16 protein-coding genes, 1 pseudogene and 1 riboswitch are annotated in these 19,294 nt (G+C 38.1%); of the genes and pseudogenes, 13 read left to right on the top strand and 4 right to left on the bottom strand.

Translation table 11 applies throughout. The features are described from left to right. Positions 1–31 precede the first annotated feature (31 nt). Positions 32–121, top strand: a riboswitch (cyclic di-GMP riboswitch). Positions 122–312: 191 nt separating this feature from the next. Continuing rightward, a complete protein-coding gene (locus CLOCL_RS17375) occupies positions 313–639 on the bottom strand; it encodes a helix-turn-helix domain-containing protein (RefSeq protein WP_014256547.1) in 327 nt (108 codons plus the stop codon). A gap of 559 nt (positions 640–1,198) precedes the next feature. On the opposite strand from CLOCL_RS17375, the gene CLOCL_RS17370 reads away from it, so the two are divergent. The 11 genes from CLOCL_RS17370 (at position 1,199) to CLOCL_RS17325 (ending at position 12,406) form a co-directional block, all read left to right on the top strand. Continuing rightward, positions 1,199–1,621 carry a sigma factor-like helix-turn-helix DNA-binding protein gene (locus tag CLOCL_RS17370; RefSeq protein WP_014256546.1) on the top strand — a complete coding sequence of 141 codons (423 nt, stop codon included), beginning with the start codon at positions 1,199–1,201 and terminating at the stop codon, positions 1,619–1,621. Positions 1,622–1,697: 76 nt separating this feature from the next. Then, positions 1,698–1,862, top strand: a complete 165-nt coding sequence (locus CLOCL_RS22680) for a hypothetical protein (RefSeq protein WP_157834864.1) — start codon at positions 1,698–1,700, stop codon at positions 1,860–1,862. A 300-nt stretch (positions 1,863–2,162) separates the two neighbouring features. After that, entirely contained in the window at positions 2,163–2,309 is a 147-nt protein-coding gene (locus tag CLOCL_RS17365; protein WP_014256545.1) for an SHOCT domain-containing protein, read from the top strand. A gap of 75 nt (positions 2,310–2,384) precedes the next feature. After that, complete coding sequence (locus CLOCL_RS17360) at positions 2,385–4,166, top strand: recombinase family protein (protein WP_014256544.1); 1,782 nt, start codon at positions 2,385–2,387, stop codon at positions 4,164–4,166. A gap of 2 nt (positions 4,167–4,168) precedes the next feature. Continuing rightward, on the top strand, positions 4,169–5,143 hold the full coding sequence (locus tag CLOCL_RS17355) for a radical SAM protein (protein ID WP_014256543.1): 975 nt from the start codon (positions 4,169–4,171) through the stop codon (positions 5,141–5,143). 1,173 nt (positions 5,144–6,316) lie between these two features. Continuing rightward, a complete protein-coding gene (locus CLOCL_RS17350) occupies positions 6,317–6,592 on the top strand; it encodes a GNAT family N-acetyltransferase (protein ID WP_027622050.1) in 276 nt (91 codons plus the stop codon). 32 nt (positions 6,593–6,624) lie between these two features. Continuing rightward, positions 6,625–7,122, top strand: a complete 498-nt coding sequence (locus CLOCL_RS17345) for a GNAT family N-acetyltransferase (RefSeq protein WP_014256542.1) — start codon at positions 6,625–6,627, stop codon at positions 7,120–7,122. A 363-nt stretch (positions 7,123–7,485) separates the two neighbouring features. Further along, positions 7,486–8,163, top strand: a complete 678-nt coding sequence (locus CLOCL_RS17340; RefSeq protein WP_027622048.1) for a response regulator transcription factor — start codon at positions 7,486–7,488, stop codon at positions 8,161–8,163. A gap of 1 nt (position 8,164) precedes the next feature. Then, positions 8,165–9,082 (top strand): sensor histidine kinase, encoded by a 918-nt coding sequence (locus CLOCL_RS17335; protein ID WP_014256540.1) that lies wholly within the window; start codon positions 8,165–8,167, stop codon positions 9,080–9,082. 109 nt (positions 9,083–9,191) lie between these two features. Further along, a complete protein-coding gene (locus tag CLOCL_RS17330) occupies positions 9,192–9,869 on the top strand; it encodes an ABC transporter ATP-binding protein (protein ID WP_014256539.1) in 678 nt (225 codons plus the stop codon). Next, positions 9,866–12,406 (top strand): ABC transporter permease, encoded by a 2,541-nt coding sequence (locus CLOCL_RS17325; RefSeq protein ID WP_014256538.1) that lies wholly within the window; start codon positions 9,866–9,868, stop codon positions 12,404–12,406. The genes CLOCL_RS17330 and CLOCL_RS17325 overlap by 4 nt, the downstream gene beginning before the upstream one ends. Before the next feature lie 23 nt (positions 12,407–12,429). Here CLOCL_RS17325 and CLOCL_RS21310 read toward each other — a convergent pair whose 3' ends face one another. After that, positions 12,430–14,037 (bottom strand): M56 family metallopeptidase, encoded by a 1,608-nt coding sequence (locus tag CLOCL_RS21310; RefSeq protein WP_014256537.1) that lies wholly within the window; start codon positions 14,035–14,037, stop codon positions 12,430–12,432. Continuing rightward, on the bottom strand, positions 14,034–14,426 hold the full coding sequence (locus tag CLOCL_RS17315) for a BlaI/MecI/CopY family transcriptional regulator (RefSeq protein ID WP_014256536.1): 393 nt from the start codon (positions 14,424–14,426) through the stop codon (positions 14,034–14,036). Before CLOCL_RS17315 ends, CLOCL_RS21310 begins: the two co-directional genes overlap by 4 nt. 932 nt (positions 14,427–15,358) lie before the next feature. Here CLOCL_RS17315 and CLOCL_RS24000 point away from each other — a divergent pair. Continuing rightward, positions 15,359–16,423 carry a DUF3795 domain-containing protein gene (locus CLOCL_RS24000; protein ID WP_014256535.1) on the top strand — a complete coding sequence of 355 codons (1,065 nt, stop codon included), beginning with the start codon at positions 15,359–15,361 and terminating at the stop codon, positions 16,421–16,423. A 69-nt stretch (positions 16,424–16,492) separates the two neighbouring features. Further along, complete coding sequence (gene thpR / locus CLOCL_RS17305) at positions 16,493–17,026, top strand: RNA 2',3'-cyclic phosphodiesterase (RefSeq protein ID WP_014256534.1); 534 nt, start codon at positions 16,493–16,495, stop codon at positions 17,024–17,026. Positions 17,027–17,074: 48 nt separating this feature from the next. On the opposite strand, the pseudogene CLOCL_RS17300 reads toward thpR, so the two are convergent. Next, positions 17,075–18,624, bottom strand: a pseudogene (locus CLOCL_RS17300) (IS1182 family transposase). Positions 18,625–19,294 lie beyond the last annotated feature (670 nt).

The raw sequence follows: 19,294 nt of genomic DNA, 5'->3' as shown, positions 1-19,294 counted from the left end.
ATTGAAGCCTTTATGGGATGAATTAAATAATGAGCGTTAATAGCAAACTTGTCGAAAGGCAAGGACGCAAAGCCAAAGGGTCTAAGGTGATTAGTAACACTATGATAGCCTGGTTGCCGCATTTACTGTGTGTACTAAACCTGCCCACTTTTCGTCTGGCAGGTTTTTTCCTTTTATTTTACTTGATACATATTGATTTTTTAGATTTGATATCGTGTATTTGAATGTAGATAAGTGGGGCGGTGCAAAGGATGTCGAGCTACCAATGTCTTCAAAATTGCAGTTACGGATAACAAAAAAGGATATCAGGCATCATTTAGTTTCTAATAAAGCTTTAACTGTTGCTGACAGAACCTTGAGATCGCGTTCATCACACTGGTAAAGCATGCGAGTAATTTGATCTATTTCATTATTGGTATGTTTACCTTCAGGATAGAAAATTGCGTCAGCTGATATGCCTAATTCGCGGATGAGACGAAAAAGAACACTATAACTTGGCTTTTTATTCTCGTTTTCTATGGACATCAAATATCGGGGTGATATGTTTATTCTTTCTGCTAATTGTTCACGGGTAAGGTTATTGCTTTTTCTTGCAGCTTTTAGAATTTCACCTAAACTATCTAAATTGTTGTGCATCATTGGTTCACCTCCGATAACAGTTTACAGTTCCTGTTTAGGAGGTTAAACGATACATGAGAGCTATAAAAATAGGAACTAATAGAGCGTATCATCATTAAACTCCATATTAGATATGGTTTGTATTAAGTTATTAAGATAGGCGATACCCGCCAAATAAAAAAAAGCGTGAGTTTGGCGGGGTTTTCGCATGGTTAAAGAATTCCCCTTCAGGCTTACGGGTTTGGAGGGTTTTTAATGTTAATCCAGCATAATATGAAGGATCATCATCCGCTATTAGATAGCGGTCGGGCTTGATGAAGCTGACATCATTTTTTGTCTCACAACTAATCTCCAACTGTTAAAAAAAGCTCATTTTTATCACAGGGCAAATGTGAGCATCAGGTAGAACTGACAGAGCGTAATATTAGGAAATACAATAGCTCAGTTTTAGAAAAAGCTTATTTGGATTGTGTCCAAGTAGGCTTTTTTTGTCGAAAAAATGAGAATTGTATCGGGTGCCGTTCTCCTCCGCCTCTGTTTTAGTTTTTCAACACAAAAAAATCAAAACGGAGGTTCATATATGAAGAAGATCAATTTACGGGATTTATACCCGTTTTATAAATCTGACTTTCTTATTGAAATTGCAGATGAAGTTGCAGAACTGATCAAACAGATTGAGCGAAAAGAACATGCAGACTGCGAGCGCATCCGCGTGAACAAGGCCTACTATTCTCTTGACGCTGATGATGGAATAGAAAGAGATATTGTACTGCTTGTATTATCACCGGAAGAAATCTATGAACGAAAACTGAGCAAACGGGAATTGTATGCTGCTATCAACAGCCTGCCGGAAAAACAGGCAAAACGTATCTATGCACATTTTTTTCTTGGCATGAGCAAAGCAGAAATAGCCAGGATTGAAGGTGTTAATAAATGCCAGGTATCCCGCTCAATTGATAAAGCATTAAAGAATATTGAAAAGTTTTTAAAAAAATTTCTGTAAGGGGTGCAACTTTTGGCCAAAAAATCTGATGATTAGTAGAGGGACATATACTACCCCCTCAAGTGTTCTTTGATAATTGAATAAGTGTTTATCCGGTACTTTCCCCGTATGTCCTGAGAAGGAAAGCCAGATTGCAGGTACGCCAGGACCATCTGCCGGTATAACGCCGGTTCCAACCGGATCAATTCCATTTATGGACTGGATGAAGGTAAGGTGTGAGCGAAGAATACTTATGCAATAAAAAGTGTTGGTTACGCTTTTGGCGATAACGCATACGGAGGGATAATGATACTTGCGCATAGTCGAGGTTAAGTCCCAGAGTGCGCCCCGGTCGCTGACGGGGAGGTGTGATTCCTATGAGGACGGTCAACCGCTGTCTGCAGGATATAACATAAATATATAAAAACCAAAACAGTAACGCAGGATAGGATTGCGCCTGTTAATGAAAGCATGTGTATATATGCTGTTCAAACTATGGCGCATTTCCTACTGCGAATCTGAAAATTAGAAGTATTTGTGATTGCTGATAAGGAGGGTCTTTATGAAGGGTAAATTGATTCGATACAGTATGCAGATTGCCATGTTGGGACAATTGTTGTCTTTGGCTCTGATAACTGAGAAAGAATTTTCTCTGATTAAAAATAAACTTATGCAGGATTACGGTGTAGTTTCAGACCTGACTTCTTAATTTGCACATTTGGCATATAGGTAGTTGTTCATTATACTGGTTTCGTAATAATCATTTTGCGAAGGAGGACTTTTAATGCATGAAGTTGAAGTAATAAAAGCGAACAGAAGAATATCTGACCGTACTGCAGGAAAAGTAGCGGATATTTTGCGTGTAGCTCCTTATGCAAGAGTTAGTACGGATTCAGAGGAACAATTAAACAGCTATAAATCACAGGTTATGTATTACACAGACTTAGTGAAAAAGCGTAAGGATTGGGTATTGGTTGACATCTATGCTGATGAAGCGATAACAGGTACCCAGGTTACAAAACGTGAAAATTTCCAGCGTATGATTAACGACTGCATGGATGGTAAAATTGATATGATCATAACAAAATCCATATCAAGGTTTGCCAGAAATACCTTGGATACCTTGAAATATGTCCGGATGTTGAAGGAAAGAAATATAGCTGTATTTTTTGAAGATGAAAATATCAATACATTGACAATGGATGGAGAACTGCTGCTTGTCATATTAAGCTCAGTGGCGCAACAGGAAGTAGAAAACATATCGGCCAATGTGAAAAAAGGCTTGAAAATGAAAATGAAGCGAGGAGAACTGGTTGGCTTCCAGAGCTGCCTGGGGTATGATTATAATCCTAATGACAAGAGTATATCAATAAATGAAGCGGAAGCTGATATTGTCAGATACATATTTAATCGGTATATTGATGGTGCGGGTGCTTATGTCATAGCAAAAGAGTTAACCAGTCTTGGTTATAAAACCAAAAACGGTAACACAGAATGGCATGATACAGCAGTATTAGGAATTATTAAAAATGAAAAATACAAAGGTGATGTTTTGCAGGTTAAGACTTTTACCGTTGATCCAATTTCCAAGAGAAGACTAGACAATTATGGTGAGGAAGACCAATTCTATATAAAGAACCATCATGAGCCAATAATAAGTGAAGAAATCTTTGAAAAGGCTCAAGCAATCTTAGACAGGAGAGGTGCAAAACGTCGCGGAGTAGAAAAGGGAAAACGTGAAAAATACAGTAGGCAATATGCTTTTAGCAGCAAGCTGGAGTGTGCCTTTTGCGGAAGTAATTTATCGCGCCGGAACTGGCATAGTGGTAGTGATCATGAAAAGGTTAGCTGGCAATGCGTAACTGCTACAAAAAAAGGCAAGAAATATTGTCCGCCAAGCAAAGCCATTGAAGAAAAAATTCTTGAGGGTGCATTTGTTGAATCATATAAACTGCTATGCCATAATAATTCAGATGTTCTGGATGAACTTATAGAAAGGATGGAAAGTGTTCTTAGCAAAAATGATTTTCAAAAACAATTAGTAAGAGTAGAAAATGAAATTCATGCTATTGAGCAGAAACGTAATAGGTTGATTGATATGCGTTTAGAGGAAACGATTGATAAAGCCACTTATGAGAAAAAATACAGTGAATTGGAATCAATTTTAGAAGGATTATTAACAGAAAGGGAACAGCTGGAGCAATCCTCCAAGGAAGAAATTAACCTTGAAAAACGGATTGCACATTTTCGTAAGGTACTAGAAAACAATGAAATTTTAAAGGACTTTGACCGTTGTGTGTTTGAAAGTATTGTAGAAAAGGTTATTATCGGAGAGATTGACGAGAATGGAAATGCTAATCCCTACAAGCTAACCTTTGTATATAAGACCGGATATTCTAATGCAGTGCAGAGTAAAATGCATAAGCAGATTAAAAAAAAGAAAAATGATAAAGGAAATTTGCATTCCTATTCCTCACCCAACACATGTGGAGAGTGTAGCATTGATGTATCGGCAAAGAGTGTGAAAGAATCATTAAAAGTGTTACCTTATTATGAAGGGGGTTAACCATGTTAAAGATTGACTACCTGGTATCGGGAGGTATAATCACAAATTATAAATGTACTTCTGTGTGCAAACACTGCTGCTATTCCAGTTCTCCAAATTGGTCTGATGATTATATGACAGCAGCTATGGCAGATGAGGTGTTTTCCATATTAAGGAGTTTAGGCTGCTATCATGTACATATTGGTGGCGGTGAGCCGCTTCTTAAGCCTGATAAAATTCTGGATGTCCTTGATGCTGCCCGGAAAAACAATATTGAAATTGAATATATTGAAACAAATTCCTCGTGGTATAGAGATGAAACGTCATCAAATGCCATACTTAAAGAGTTAAAAGCTTACGGAGTAAACACGCTGCTTATTTCCATAGACCCGTTCCACAACGAATATATTCCATTTTGGAAGGTGAAGGCTTTAATTGAGGCCTGCTCAAAGGCAGGGATGAAGGTATTCCCCTGGTTGATGGAATTTTGGGATGATATTGATTCTATGGACGATGAAAAGCCCCATTCTCTTGACGAGTATAAGCAGCTTTTCGGACATGATTATATGATGCAGTTGCTGAAAAAGTATGGGCTAAATTTGAAAGGACGTGCTTTTAAGACTTATAAACCTATGATGAAAAGGCAGCCTTTTGAGCAAATTCTAAATGAATCAATACCGTGCAAATTGCTATCGGGAATTTATCACTTTCACATTGATCTGTATGGAAATTTCATTCCCCAGTCGTGCCCGGGCTTTTCGATCCCCTTAAGGGAACTGGCGCATGGGGCGGACTCCGAAAAATACCGGATATTTAACACTCTGGAATCCGTGGGCATAAGAGGGTTTGTAGAACTTGCCGAAAAGGAATATAGATATAAACCAAGAGAAGAGTATGCAGGAAAATGCGATCTGTGTTATGATATGCGGAACTTTTTGGTTTTGGAGTTAGGGCTTGATCTTGCTGATCTAAAACCGGTAAACCATTATAAATATTGATCAGTTTAGAGGTGGGCAATTATTGTATAATTTATGCTATTAGAAATTAATGCAATAATTGTTCCGTTCTTAATATGTTACAAATTGAACTTAACTTTTCGGCAGCGGAGTGATTTGCTTTTATCCATACAGTAATTTGATGATTCAAAATAAGGAAAGCTACAGGTTTAAGCAAGCTCTTTTAAAACAGTCTGATGTTAATTAATTTTTTATGAATTGATGTCCTAATTTTACTCCGGTAACTGACCTGAATTTTTGGTTCTTTACTGAGTTGATAGAATCATAACAATTTTGTAATCTTTAATTCTCTATTTCCATAATCATATTTTATTTTTCAAATTGCTCTGGAAAAAAACAAATTTTTATTTACATTCACAGAGGAAACTGAAAAATCAGCTTGACAGGCGTTAAATAATCATTTTCATTCATTCGCATTAACTCCAATATTTTTATTAATTGTTTTCACTAACATCTTTATTAAAAGTCAACAATGTTTGAGCTTGCTTTGATCTATGCATCTCCTCATTTTCTGTAAATATATTCACATCCATATCAGTCAGATTATAATAAATCGCTTTTTCTATTTTTTATTTGTTCTATTCTATATACTTCGATAAAAAAATATTTAGCTCAAAAAATACTTTCTGCTGTTTTTAAGTAAGTTGAGCTTTTCTTATTACTTTATTAAAGTTTAGCGGTGTTCACACTGTAAGTAAACCTTGTTTTTACGAAATAAGTCCAGCAAAGTTTGCCGCCACAGAGGCAAAAAGATTCAGAAATCGCAGATTATAGCCACATAAATAAACGCCCTTTAGTAAACAGTCATGCTAAAGGGTGTTTTTTCATACGTAAAAGAACTTCAATGAGGTTTTACTGGTCTTCATCGACTAAAGCTTCAAGATTTAAAAATCAAAGCGATTACTACTTGAAAATTCGAAAATGTATGATGTAGCAGATAATTTAGCAAGGAAAATTACGTTTGGCTATTTAAACTGAAGCATATATATAATAATATTTTACTTAGCAATGTTAATAATCATGTAAGTGAGGTAGAATTATAAGTATTACAATCAGGCTTGCTACCTATGCGGATGCACAGGATATGGCGAATATACACTCTCACTCGTGGGAAGTTGCATATAAAGATATTTTACCGGCAGAATATATAAAAAAATGAGTGCTGCTCGTACGATAATGTGGAGGCGTATTCTATCAGTAGAAAACAGCATTCACTATATTGTTTTAAATAATAACACAGCAGTTGGAATAGTGACGGTTGGGCCACCACAATATGAAGAAATTGAAATAAAAAATGATATAGGCATAGACAACAGTTTTTGGGAGTTACATGGCATTTATCTACATCCCGATTATTTTCGTCATGGAATCGGAACAATAGCAATTGAATTTGCCATGGATAAAGTAAGAGAATCAGGTAAAACAAATTAAATCGGATTATCGAAAGATGCTGAAGGAATTCTATGAGGAAAGTAAAGGAAAAGATAATAGTGGGGGAGAAAACTATGTATTACATACGACCAGCTGAAAAAAACGATGTAGAAGAATTAAATAGAGTAGCATATGAATCAGAAGCCTACTGGGGATATGACTTGGAATATATGAAAAGATTTGAGGAAATTTATAGGATTACTGAAGATTATATTATAGCAAATCCGACTTTTGTATTTTTGGAGACTAACCGTATTATTGGATTTTACTCTCTTTTAGTGCATGATAATAAGCCAGAACTTGAATTGTTTTATATTAAACCTCAATATATTGGAAAAGGTTACGGTAAAGAAATGTGGAATCATTTGATAGATTATTGCAAAAGAATGGATATAAAATTTTTTTATTTAGTAACAAGCCCGCAGGCTAAAGGTTTTTATGAAAAAATGGGTGCTGTTGTGATAGATGAAGTAGATTCACTTTTGCGGGAAGGACGAAAAATACCAAGATTGAAGTTTGAAGTATTCTAGTAGAGTTGCTTAGTTTGGGGTATGACTATGATAATATATTCCGTTATATAAAACAGCAATAGCTTGAGGATGTCATCTGGCTGATGACTTTGAAGATGAAAACAATGGAATTATCGAGGTGTATGCAATAAGCCGTGCTGAATAGAAAGAAGTAGATGGGTATGATGATTGATATAAATTATTATAAAAAGCTATTTAAAAATTTCAGAATTATTTATTAAATTTAATAAAAACTGGGTTTAGTCAATATGCTATAATATGACAAAGAGTATTATCCTTTTTATTCTGAATAAAGCGAAGATTTAAAATTGCTCGAAGCGTATCAGTAGTATGGGAATTAAAGATGCGGAGGATGTGGGTAATTTGAATAAAATCTTGATCATCGAGGACGATGCCGCACTTAGCAACGGCATTGTTTATGCTTTAAAAGATGATAACTTTGCCTTTAAGCAGGCTTTTGATCTTGCAACCGCAAAAGAACACATTACAAGTAATTCTTTCGATTTGATAATACTGGATATCAATTTGCCGGATGGAAATGGTTTTGAGCTGCTAACGGATATCCGTAAAACTTTAGACGTACCTGTAATTGTTCTAACCGCCAACGACATGGAAACCGATATTGTAACAGGGTTTGAGCTTGGTGCGGATGACTATATTACAAAACCCTTCAGCCTTATGGTCCTGCGGGCAAGAGTGGGTGTCCAGCTGCGTAAGGCCAAAAAGCAACTTCCTAAAACCATATTGATTGATAAATTCTCCTTTTCTTTTGATAAGATGGAGTTTTTGAAAAACGGTAAACCCATTGAACTCAGCAAAACCGAACAGAAGTTGCTGAGGATTCTGGTTGAGAACAGAGGGAAAACGGTTCCACGCTCAGAATTGGTGGACAAAATCTGGACAGACGGGGCGGAGTATGTTGATGAAAATGCTCTGTCGGTCACCGTAAAAAGACTGCGTGATAAACTGGAAGATTCACCATCCGATCCGCAATATATCAAAACGGTCTACGGCATCGGCTACACATGGGCGGTGAAGTGACGTGAACACATTGAATTATATCTGCATTGGGATTGTAGTTATCTCGGTAGTAGCAGCTGCGGTTACAGTTCTCCTGTATCGGCAAAAAGTCAGAAAAACTGTGGAAAAAATCAGCATGATGCTGGACAAAGCCATAGACGGCAGATTCGAGGAGAGTGTCTTTGATGAATCTGCTCTGTCATCAGTGGAATCAAAGCTGGCCAGGTTTCTTTCCATATCTACGTCATCCTCAAAGAATCTACAGGCAGAAAAGGATAAAATAAAAAGGCTGATTTCCGATATTGCACACCAGACGAAAACGCCCATTACTAATATTCTGCTCTATTCACAACTTCTCAGTGAGCAGGAACTGACGAAGGACTGTGCAGAACTTGTGCAGGCTTTGTCCTCCCAGGCTGAAAAACTGAACTTTCTCATCAGTGCTTTAGTTAAATTATCTCGGCTTGAAACAGGCATTATTACTGTTTCACCTAAAAAAGAACCGGTACAAAAACTGCTGGATGAAGTGCGGGAACAAATCATGCCGAAAACAGACGCAAAAGGTGTTTCCCTTACTATCGAGAATACGGATGTAAATGCGTATTTAGACCTGAAATGGACGACGGAGGCAGTGTATAATATTGTTGACAATGCCGTGAAATATACCGAGAGAGGTGGAAGCGTCAGAATAAAAGTAATACCTTATGAGATGTTTTGCCGAATTGATATAACCGATGACGGGATTGGAATTGCTGAACATGAACAGAGCAAAATATTTACCCGTTTTTATCGCTCACCGGCTGTAAGCAATCAGGAAGGCGTAGGTATTGGACTTTTTCTGGCAAGAGAGATTTTAGCGGCTGAGGGCGGTTACATAAAGGTGTCGTCTACTTTGGGCAGCGGCTCAACTTTCTCGGTTTTTCTGCCGATGGTTAAGTAAATCTTACAAAACTGTTAGATTTCAGAAAGAACGATGAAAGATTGTTGTGATATAGTCTGTATTGTAGAAAACTATAATACAGACTGTTTACTTTATGGGAGAGAGTGAAATGGCAATACTTGAAACAAAGGAATTGAAAAAATATTACGGCAGCGGAGAGACCATTGTCCGCGCTGTTGACGGTATCAACCTCGCAATAGAGAACGGAGAGTTTGTCGCAATTGTTGGCACATCCGGCAGTGGCAAGTCTACCCTGCTGCATATGATGGGCGGGCTTGACCGTCCGACAAGCGGTAAGGTTATCGTGGACGGCAAGGATATATTCTCGCTTAAAGATGAGGAACTGACCATATTTCGAAGACGAAAAATCGGATTTGTTTTTCAGAACTATAATCTTGTTCCTGTCCTCAACGTGTACGAAAACATTGTTCTGCCTGTTCAGTTGGACGGGAATGAACCGGACAAACCTTATATAGACAAGATTATCAGAACTTTGGGGCTTGAAAGCAAGTTGAACAATTTGCCCAACAACCTTTCCGGCGGTCAGCAGCAGCGTGTGGCAATTGCCAGAGCTTTGGCTGCAAAACCTGCTATTATTCTGGCCGATGAACCTACGGGGAATCTGGACAGCAAGACCAGTCTCGATGTGATGGGGCTGCTAAAGGTGACAAGCCAGCAGTTCAGTCAAACCATTGTGATGATAACGCACAATGAGGAGATCGCACAGATGGCAGAACGTATCATCCGCATTGAGGACGGTAAAATTGTGGGTGGTGACGGGCAATGATTACGGTAAAAAACAAAAAAGCCATCCGGAATTTGGCGGACAAAAGTTTTCGTGCCAACAGAACACGAAATCTCATTGCGATTATTGCAATTGCCTTAACATCGGTGCTGTTTACCACCCTTTTTACAATGGGCATGGGCACAGTGGAAAGCCTTCAGAGGGCTGCGATGCGTCAGTCGGGCGGTGACGGACATGCAGTACTGAAATATATTACCGACGAGCAATTCAACAATGTCAAAGATCATCCGCTGATAAAAGAAATTTCCTATAACCAGGCATTATGTGACGGTGTGGAAAACGAAGCGTTTTTAAAGCGTCACACCGAATTCTGGTATTTTGATGATATTGGGATGAAGCTTGGATTTTCCGAACCCACAAACGGACACAAGCCTGTGGCTGAAAATGAAGTCATCGCAGATACAAAAACCTTGCAGCTTTTGGGTGTTCCCCTTGAAGTAGGTGCTCCCATTACGCTGGTGCTGAATATTAGAGGCGAGAAAGTGCAGCGGGATTTTGTCCTTGCAGGCTGGTGGGAAAGCGATCCCGTTTTCAACGTGGGGCGGATAATTGCATCGCGAGCCTATGTTGATGCCCATCTTGATGAACTTAAGAACACCTATAGGCAGGATTATTCGATGACAGGCTCAATAAATGCATGTATCATGTTTAAAAACAGCCTTGATTTGGAAGGAAAACTGGGAAAAGTCATAACCGACAGCGGTTATTCGATGGATCCTAACTCGCCCGATTATCTGGAGCATAATGTGAACTGGGCATACCTTTCAACTAATTTCGGCATGGATGCAAGCACGCTGATTGTGCTGGTGTCCGGCCTTATGCTCATCATTTTCACAGGCTATCTTATCATCTACAACATTTTTCAGATTTCAGTCATCCGGGATATCCGGTTTTATGGCCTAATGAAAACCATCGGAACAACGGGAAAACAGATACGCCATATTATACGAAGGCAGGCATTGATTCTTTCGGCGTTTGGCGTTCCTTTCGGGCTTATTGCAGGTTATTTCACTGGTAAAGCTTTTGTTCCGCTTATTGTGAGGAACTCCACGTATGCCGGAAGTGCGGTATCCGTATCTCCCAGACCGGTAATTTTCATAGGCGCAGCCCTGTTTTCTGTAGTTACTGTGTTTATCAGCACCTTTAAGCCGGGAAGGATAGCCGCTGCTGTATCGCCACTGGAGGCAGTGCGGTATACGGATGGGAATATTAAACAAACGAAAAAGCAGAAAAAATCTGTCAGTGGCGCGAAAATACATCGCATGGCTTTGGCAAATTTGGGACGAAACAAAAAACGCACTGCTCTGGTGTTCATCAGCCTGTCTTTGAGCCTTGTGCTGCTGAACACGGTATTTACTCTGTCTCAGAGCATTGACCTGGATAAATTTCTTGCCCAATTTGTGGATACTGATTTTCTAATTGCCCATGCAGATTACTTTCTTAATAATTTCCGCGGTCCTGAAAATCAGACCAGTGAAAGCTTGATTCAGGCGGTAAAAAACCGGCCGGGATTTGAAGAGGGAGGACGACTGTATGGCGGCAGAACGGAAATGATTACTGTGGAGGACGAAAAAAACACAGAACAGAAATATAATATTGACCCTAACGGTGACTTCATAGCTGCAGTATATGGCTTAGAGGAGCTGCCGCTTAAGAGGCTGGAACTTATTGACGGCGAATTGGATTTTGAAAAGCTGTCTTCCGGAAAATATATTCTGGAGGGTGTTTATCTGAATGACAATAATATACCGGAAATTGAAACCACTCATTTTAAAGTGGGGGAAACCATCACGCTTCATAGCTACAAAGGAATGACGGAAAAACATTGGGAAAGTGAGTACACTACACAGGAGTTTACAGTGCTTGGCCATGTGGCCGTTAAAACCTTTTCCAATTCAGACCGGATAAGATGGGACTATACCTTCTACCTTCCTGCAGATGTTTACAAAACCTTGGTGGCAAATCCTGCAGTTATGAGCTATGCCTTCAATGTTTCTGACGACTTTGAAGCCGAGATGGAGCAATTTTTGCAAGGTTACACCGATTCTGTAGAGCCTGCAATGAATTACAGCTCGAAGTTTACAATCCTCAAAGAATTTTCCGATATGCGCGACACTGTTGTTATGATTGGCAGCGTACTAAGTTTTGTGATTGGACTTATCGGTATACTCAATTTCATCAACACTATCCTTACCAGTATCTTTTCCCGCCGAAAGGAATTTGCTATGCTGCAGAGTATTGGAATGACGCGGAAGCAACTATGTAGTATGCTGATGCTTGAAGGGGTATACTATGCTCTTGGAACTTGCATGTTTTCGTTTGTTTTCGGTATGATTTTTTCACTTTTGATTGTCAGACCTCTGGAAAATTTGCTGTGGTTCTTCCGTTACCGGTTTATCCTATGGCCGCTTTTAGTCGTACTCCCATTTTTGTTTGTAATTGGAATGATTATTCCCCTGCTGTCATATATCATGACCGACAGGCAAAGTATCGTCGAGAGACTCCGGGAGGTGGAGTAGTATTCTAAAATGATATCAATGGGTTACCGGTTATTATTAGCACCATCCCCAATGGGCTGATGAGACACAATAATAAAGCCGTCACCCTGTTTTTTCAGCGTGAGTATTGCGTGTTCGCTGTACAGTCGTATAATATCCCCCTGTTTTTCACCACTCAAGCAAACGAAGGAACCAAACCCTGCATCGCTGGTAAAGTTGTAATATGCGTTATATGCATTAAGATAAATCAGCTCATCCATTCCTACGCCACTCAAATCATCCAGCATAATGCCCATATACTTTTCCAGCGTATCGTTTATGGTTTCTGCGGTAAATCTGTGGATAGGGACGGGCATGCTGGCCAGAGTTGCATCGGCGCCGAAAGGCCAGCTTTCTGAGGCTTTGAGGGATTCAAATTCAGCTTCATCCTTCACATCTCCATCAGACGGAAAATAACGCAGCAATTCGGCCAGATTAATATCCTCCGGTCGGTCATAATAAGAGGTAAGAAATTGGTTGAGCGGATTGATACCGATGGGGTTGCCGTGCTCGTCATACAACATGGGATCAAAAACTTTATTATATATCTCTACTTCATCAGCCGTCAGCGGAATGATCTCAGCATTTTCGAATTTTGATCCCGTGAAGGTGCAGCCGACCGCAACAGTGGCGACGAGTACGGCTGTAACCAATGCCGGCACGAGGACTTTTGGCTTTCTTGCGATAAGTGTAACGCGTTCCTTGATACCTTTTTTCTCGTCAGTCATGGAGGTAGCGCAGCAAAGCAAATCCATGGTTTTGCGTTTCTCGCAAGTAAGATCGATGATCGTCCGTCCGTATTCCAGGCGACTTGCCTCGCCGAGTTGTTTGATGGTTCCCTCATCGCAGGCTAATTCGGAATCCCGGCGGGAAAGTGTTGCCGCCAGCCAAACAAGCGGGTTGTACCAATGTACGACGAGGCATAAACCGCGCAGTGCCGCCCAGATGTGGTCGCCGTGTCGGTAATGGGTCTGTTCGTGGGCCAGCACATGGCGCAATTTTAACGTATCATCGGCAACGTTCGGAGTGATATAGATCACAGGATTAAAGAATCCGTACAGGCAGGGCGAAGGTAAGTTCTTAACTAAATAGACTGGCCGTTTACAATTGTTTGTCTGATAGCGTATTCTGGTTTTTCTCAGTTTCTTGTTGAAACTAAGGTTCGAAAAAAGCAAGGTCAGGCCGACAATGGCAACTCCGGCAAGCCATACTGTTCTCAATATCCGGGCCAGTACCGTACCAAGAGAATCCATAAAAATATATGTATGCAAGTGTGCATAACCGCTTTCTATTGGATACCCTTGAATTTCACGCAATGTACCTTTTCCGACTTTACTCGCCTCATCTGGCGTCATTTCACTGTTAAATATTACATCAGAGTATACCTGAGTTCTTAAAAGCGTCTGTTCAGCCGTCTTATAGACTGCCGAACGTTCAATGGTGTTCATTACACTAATTGGGCTTTCAAACAAGTTAATGGGTACAATCAAACGTATCAGCACCAGTGCCCAAAGGGCGTATTGCATGTGCAAGCTGATTTTGCCCTTTAAAAAATGCCGCAATAGAATTACCACAAGGATAAGAACGGAGGAAGTAATGATAAATTCTGTCATTTCTCTCCCTCCTTGACTTCAGCTTCACGAAGGATTGCGTACAATTCTTCAATTTCTTCCTTTGTGAGATCCAGCTTCTTTGTAATGGTGCTCATCATAAGGCTGATGCTGCCTTTGTAAACCCGGTTAAGGAAGTTGTCCGTTTCCTTGATAACTGCGTCCTCCCGCTTAATGAGAGGAGAGTAGATCTTTATTCCTTCATTGTCCTCACATCTGATTAAGCCCTTATCCGTCATACGTCTAAGCATCGTCAGGGTTGTGCTCCGGGTCCAGCCCACATGTTTCTTCAAATATTCCGTTACCTCTCTGCCGGTTCGCGGTGATGCATCCCACAGGCATTCCATGAGATTCCATTCGGCATTAGTAAGACTAATATTCTGCTTTTTCATTTCAATCAAGCTCCTCACTGTCTACAATGTAAACATATTATATACCAATGTGTTTACATTGTCAACACAATGCAGAGCACTTTGCAGTCTCAAAACGGAAAGAGAATGTATATCGAGTATTTTCAAACTCACCATTATAGGTTAAAAACTTCGACGAAATAATGATGCTCATTTCTAAAACCCTTATTATTAATGTATTTATTATAGATTTGGGCATATGTAAATACTTACGTTGAAGATACTGATAATACAGATTAAGAAAACTTCGATTTAATATATCCGGTTACTGGAACATATCAACTTCCCTAAAATTTATCTGATTGAGTTGGTTGTCAACTAACGGACATTTATAATAGGGTTGAGGAGAAAGAATGGATTAAATACTATGCAAGAAAACTAAATGATGTATAGACTGGTTAATATTTTTGAAGTCAGAATTTGATTGTGGTCTATTTGGATTTATTGGAAAGAATGAGGTTGGCAGAACAGATTAGTTTTCCCTTCAAATAAATTACAAAATTTTATTGAATTCGTGCAAATATATTGATATAGTAATGAAAAATAATCCTTTTATAGCAGGAGAAAGATAAGTGAAAGTACTTATTTTTATGGGCAGCCCCCGTGTTGATGGAAATACTGCGGAACTGCGCAAGACATTTCTCGAGGAACTAAAAGTGATTGAGATTGAATGCCTGTACCTCCTTTGAGGCAGTAATAAAGAATTTTTGTACGCATTCGTCCCTTGAATATATTGGAATGTATAGTGTGAGAGATGTAGACAATAAGGCTGCTATGCAGAACAAAGAGGCTGTGGAAGGTGCAAAACGGTTTGCAAGAAGAATAGCCGGAGAGGTAAAATAAGGCGGCTGTAAAGACTGTTTCTAAAATAATATCTAAATTTATTTGAGAAAACAAAGGAGGATATAAGTACATTGAACAATGAATGGTCAGAGAAGAATAAACGAATCCAGATTCTTCTTGCAAAAGAGGCTACATATAAGGATGGAATAGAACTGCTCGTTGAACTCAGGAGAGAGATGTTTGAGCAGATTACACAGATTGCAAACGGATATCCTGCCAAAGCATTTTATCAGATGCCTTTTGCAAATGCGAAGGGTTATCACAGTAAGACTCTTGCCTATTCTATCTGGCACATCTTTCGAATTGAGGATATTGTAGCCCATACATTGATCGCAAAGGATGAGCAGATAATTGTGATAGGCGAATATCAGAAAAAAATCGGCTCGCCCGTCATCACAACCGGCAATGAACTGCAGGGACAGGAAATTGCAGAGTTTTCAAAAAAACTCAATATCAAGGCTTTATATGAATATGCCAAAGAAGTTATGCTTTCTACCAACACACTTCTTGCAGAATTGCAATATTCGCAGATGAAAAACGGGTTTTCGGATTCCGATAAAGAAAGACTTGCTGAATCCGGCTGTGTCAGTCAGGATGAGAATGCCAGATGGCTTATCGATTACTGGTGCAACAAGGATATTCGCGGCTTGATAAAAATGCCTTTCAGCAGGCATTGGATCATGCATATTGAGGCGATGCGTCGGATTAAGAATAAGTTGTGCAAAAATGCTCGTAAAGGTGTGGATCCTGTAGGATACTGTGGGTTATCCTGCAATCATTGCTTTTTGGGTGAATGGTGCGGATCCTGTAGGACGAAATATAATGTCTGTTCCTTTGCAACATTATATGAAGACAAGAGATGCCCTAACATGGTTTGCTGCAGTGAAAAAAACATAGATGGGTGCTATGAGTGCTCAGAACTGGAAAACTGTACAAAAGGATTTTATACTCCGGATAATGACGGATCGGCTTCAGCTGAGGCGCAGGCTATGTTTATACGGAAATATGGCAAGAAAGCTTTCCTTAAAGTGCAAGACAAGCTTCATGAGAGGTTTGATTTTGCTAAAACTCAGGAGTTACTGGGGCAGGATATGTATGAAGGATTGAAGATACTGGAGAATGAATACAGTACGTGATTTATATGTTTCCATTAACAGATGCTTTTTAATATGGATTCAAGAAATGAATAAAAGGAGAAGAACTGTATGAGATTATTTATATCGCTAAATTTTGATAGTGAGATAAAAGCTAAAATTTATGATATAATTAACAAGGTCAAGTCAAATTCCATTCAAGGCAAATTTGTAAATGAGGAACATATACATCTTACATTAGAGTTTTTAGGAGAGATACAGAAAAATAGATTGAATACCATCAAGGAAATAATGAATGAACTTAATTTTGAGGCATTTACGTTTGGGTTAACCAAAGTAGGATATTTTAAGAGACCGGAAGGGAATATTTATTGGTTGGGAGTAGAAAATAATGATACCCTATTCAATATGCAGAAAAAATTACATCAAAGCCTGATAGAGAAGGACTTTGAGTTGGAAAACAGAGAATATAAACCTCATATAACCATAGGAAGAAAGGTTATATTGAAAGATGGCTTTGACACAGGTGAACTTAAGGATACTTTGGAGAAAATAAAAATTGATATAAATAAAGTCGATTTAATGAAATCGGAATTTATAAACGGAAAGCTAATACATTCTTTAATATATTCAAAACCGTTGTAAAACAATAAAACAAGGGACGGTTCGAAACCACTGAAAAAGTAGGGTTTTTTAAGCCACTTTTACAGTTTTATACAGCCGAAAACATTTAATTCTAATTTTCAAAAGCAAAAAATAATGATTATTTTTACTTAAAGAGGATACCAGTTGGGCTATCCTCTTTAAATTTACTGCCAATGCTGTTAATTTTGATTGCATTGACATGCTTCTTAAGCCGTACCCTCGGGCACGGCTTAATCCATGAAATCTCTTCATCTCTCCATTTTTCCACTCTTGACTTGCTCGTTCTTTATATTTTTCTATAAATTCCTTCGTTTTTGCTCTTTGGCTGTATTCATAATATTCAGGTATATTTACACTTATTTCTAGAGTATTTGATTTCCCTATTTTGAAGCATTGATCTTTCTTTGGACATTTTTGACATCCTTCTACATCAAACTTATATTTCCATGATTCTCGACCGTCTCTTTTTCTTATCTTTCTCTGCTTCTCTACGGTATAATTCCCATAATCACAAAACCATTGGTCCGAATCCTTATTATACGCATATTTACTCTCATCTATTTTGTATACCATTTCACTAATCGGTATGTACGCTTCAGCACCGTTTTCTTTTATTACATCTAAAATTGGCTTCCTGAAATATGCTTTATCCCCATATACCTCTTTTATTTCTATTCCGCTATCCTTTGTCAAATCAATTAATTCTTCAAATCCTGTACCGTCAACGTATGCACCGTTATATACCCTTACTGCCGTTATTATCCTTTCTTTTGTCGTCATTGCATACTCTGTTTTATATCCAAAAAAACTTTCTGTTTTCGATTTATATCCTACTCTTGCATCCTGGTCTACTAATGACCTTATACTCTTTTGTTCTATAAATTTTGGGTCTTCTAATATCTCACGGGCTTTTTCTATAACTTTGTATGTTTTCGTATGTTTTCCCCTTCAATTTTTTCTTCAACCTGCGCAATGACTTCTTCCACATAAGCCTTCATTGTCGCTTTTGCTTCTCTATGATCTGCTATTTCCTTATAGTTTGGAATATTTGTATTGATTTCTTCCGGTATCTCTCCTGCCTCTTTTTCTAAATTTTTAAATATCTTTTTGGCAATATGTTTTAATATCCTCTCGGGTACTTTTTTTACAGTATTGGCATGAGTGTGTGTACAATCAATACTAATTCCACCAGACTTAATTATATTTTTTTCTACACACTGTTTTACTACTTCCGTTATTATTTCATCCATTGTAACTTCCTGTAGCCTGTGAACTCTGAATTTTGCCAGTAAACTCGGATGGGGAAGTTCTTCTTCAGGATTAATTCCAAGAAACCATAAGTAAGCCAGATTTAATGAAGCTTCCTCGATTACACGTTCATCGGATAAGTTGTACAAATATTGAAGAATTAAAAGCCTTAACATAAGTTCAGGTTCTTTTGCAGGTCTGCCATAATATTTACAATAGGACTTTTCGAGTAGTTTATTAATAAAACTAAAATCAATTGCATTATTTATTAATTTAAGTATATGATTTTCTGGAATTTTATTGTATAATATTGAATAGATGCTTAATTGATTATTTTTATCTTTTAGCATTTAAAAAACCTCCTTTGTGGTGTTGGTTTTGCGTGATTCCATTATACCATTGAAGGAGGTTTTTTACTATATATTTGTTGAAATATATTGAATGTTTTACATTTTTTATTTGGTGTTTTTCAGTGGTTTCGGACGGTTCTTTGTTCTATGGGGCGGATCTGCATTCAATGCTTGGTTTAGCAGTAATATGCCACTTTTGATGGAGGAAGCAAATCTGCGATAAATAGTGAAGATTACAATCCTCTTGATTGACGGCTTTTTATTTTGTATAATGTATACTAAAGTAAGAGATGAGATTATACATAAATTTAATGATAATAGGATATCTACAGCATGTTGTTATGTAAATTTTTATTAAGTATTTAAATCTATAGGTAAACTGTTAAAAATAGTTTTTTCAATATAATAATTCTTTGTTTGTATAATGGCATCGCTTGAGTCTTGCTTAAGAACGGTAAACTCAATAAAAATATTAAATATTGCATTATCAGCTAAAATATGCAATAATCGTTTTACCGTAAAATTCTATAATAATTTAAGCAAGAATAAATAAAAAGTGTAAGGTTTGAAGGGAAACTTATTCGTTATATAATTTTAATAACCTTGCAAAACCTTTAATCTTTAAATTTTGATTCAAGGAAGCCTCTGGATAAAGTGATTCAATCGTATC

The sequence above is a fragment of the Acetivibrio clariflavus DSM 19732 genome (assembly GCF_000237085.1).
In the GTDB taxonomy this organism is placed as follows: Bacteria; Bacillota; Clostridia; order Acetivibrionales; family Acetivibrionaceae; genus Acetivibrio; species Acetivibrio clariflavus.
This window is presented reverse-complemented; position numbering and strand designations above follow the sequence as displayed.

Coding starts and splice junctions, on each gene's coding strand:
- thpR (WP_014256534.1), top strand. CDS start 16,493: ATGAGATTATTTATATCGCTAAATTTTGATAGTGAGATAAAAGCTAAA.
- CLOCL_RS17330 (WP_014256539.1), top strand. CDS start 9,192: ATGGCAATACTTGAAACAAAGGAATTGAAAAAATATTACGGCAGCGGA.
- CLOCL_RS17350 (WP_027622050.1), top strand. CDS start 6,317: ATGAGTGCTGCTCGTACGATAATGTGGAGGCGTATTCTATCAGTAGAA.
- CLOCL_RS17315 (WP_014256536.1), bottom strand. CDS start 14,426: ATGAAAAAGCAGAATATTAGTCTTACTAATGCCGAATGGAATCTCATG.
- CLOCL_RS17365 (WP_014256545.1), top strand. CDS start 2,163: ATGAAGGGTAAATTGATTCGATACAGTATGCAGATTGCCATGTTGGGA.
- CLOCL_RS17360 (WP_014256544.1), top strand. CDS start 2,385: ATGCATGAAGTTGAAGTAATAAAAGCGAACAGAAGAATATCTGACCGT.
- CLOCL_RS17345 (WP_014256542.1), top strand. CDS start 6,625: ATGAGGAAAGTAAAGGAAAAGATAATAGTGGGGGAGAAAACTATGTAT.
- CLOCL_RS21310 (WP_014256537.1), bottom strand. CDS start 14,037: ATGACAGAATTTATCATTACTTCCTCCGTTCTTATCCTTGTGGTAATT.
- CLOCL_RS17370 (WP_014256546.1), top strand. CDS start 1,199: ATGAAGAAGATCAATTTACGGGATTTATACCCGTTTTATAAATCTGAC.
- CLOCL_RS17325 (WP_014256538.1), top strand. CDS start 9,866: ATGATTACGGTAAAAAACAAAAAAGCCATCCGGAATTTGGCGGACAAA.
- CLOCL_RS17355 (WP_014256543.1), top strand. CDS start 4,169: ATGTTAAAGATTGACTACCTGGTATCGGGAGGTATAATCACAAATTAT.
- CLOCL_RS17375 (WP_014256547.1), bottom strand. CDS start 639: ATGATGCACAACAATTTAGATAGTTTAGGTGAAATTCTAAAAGCTGCA.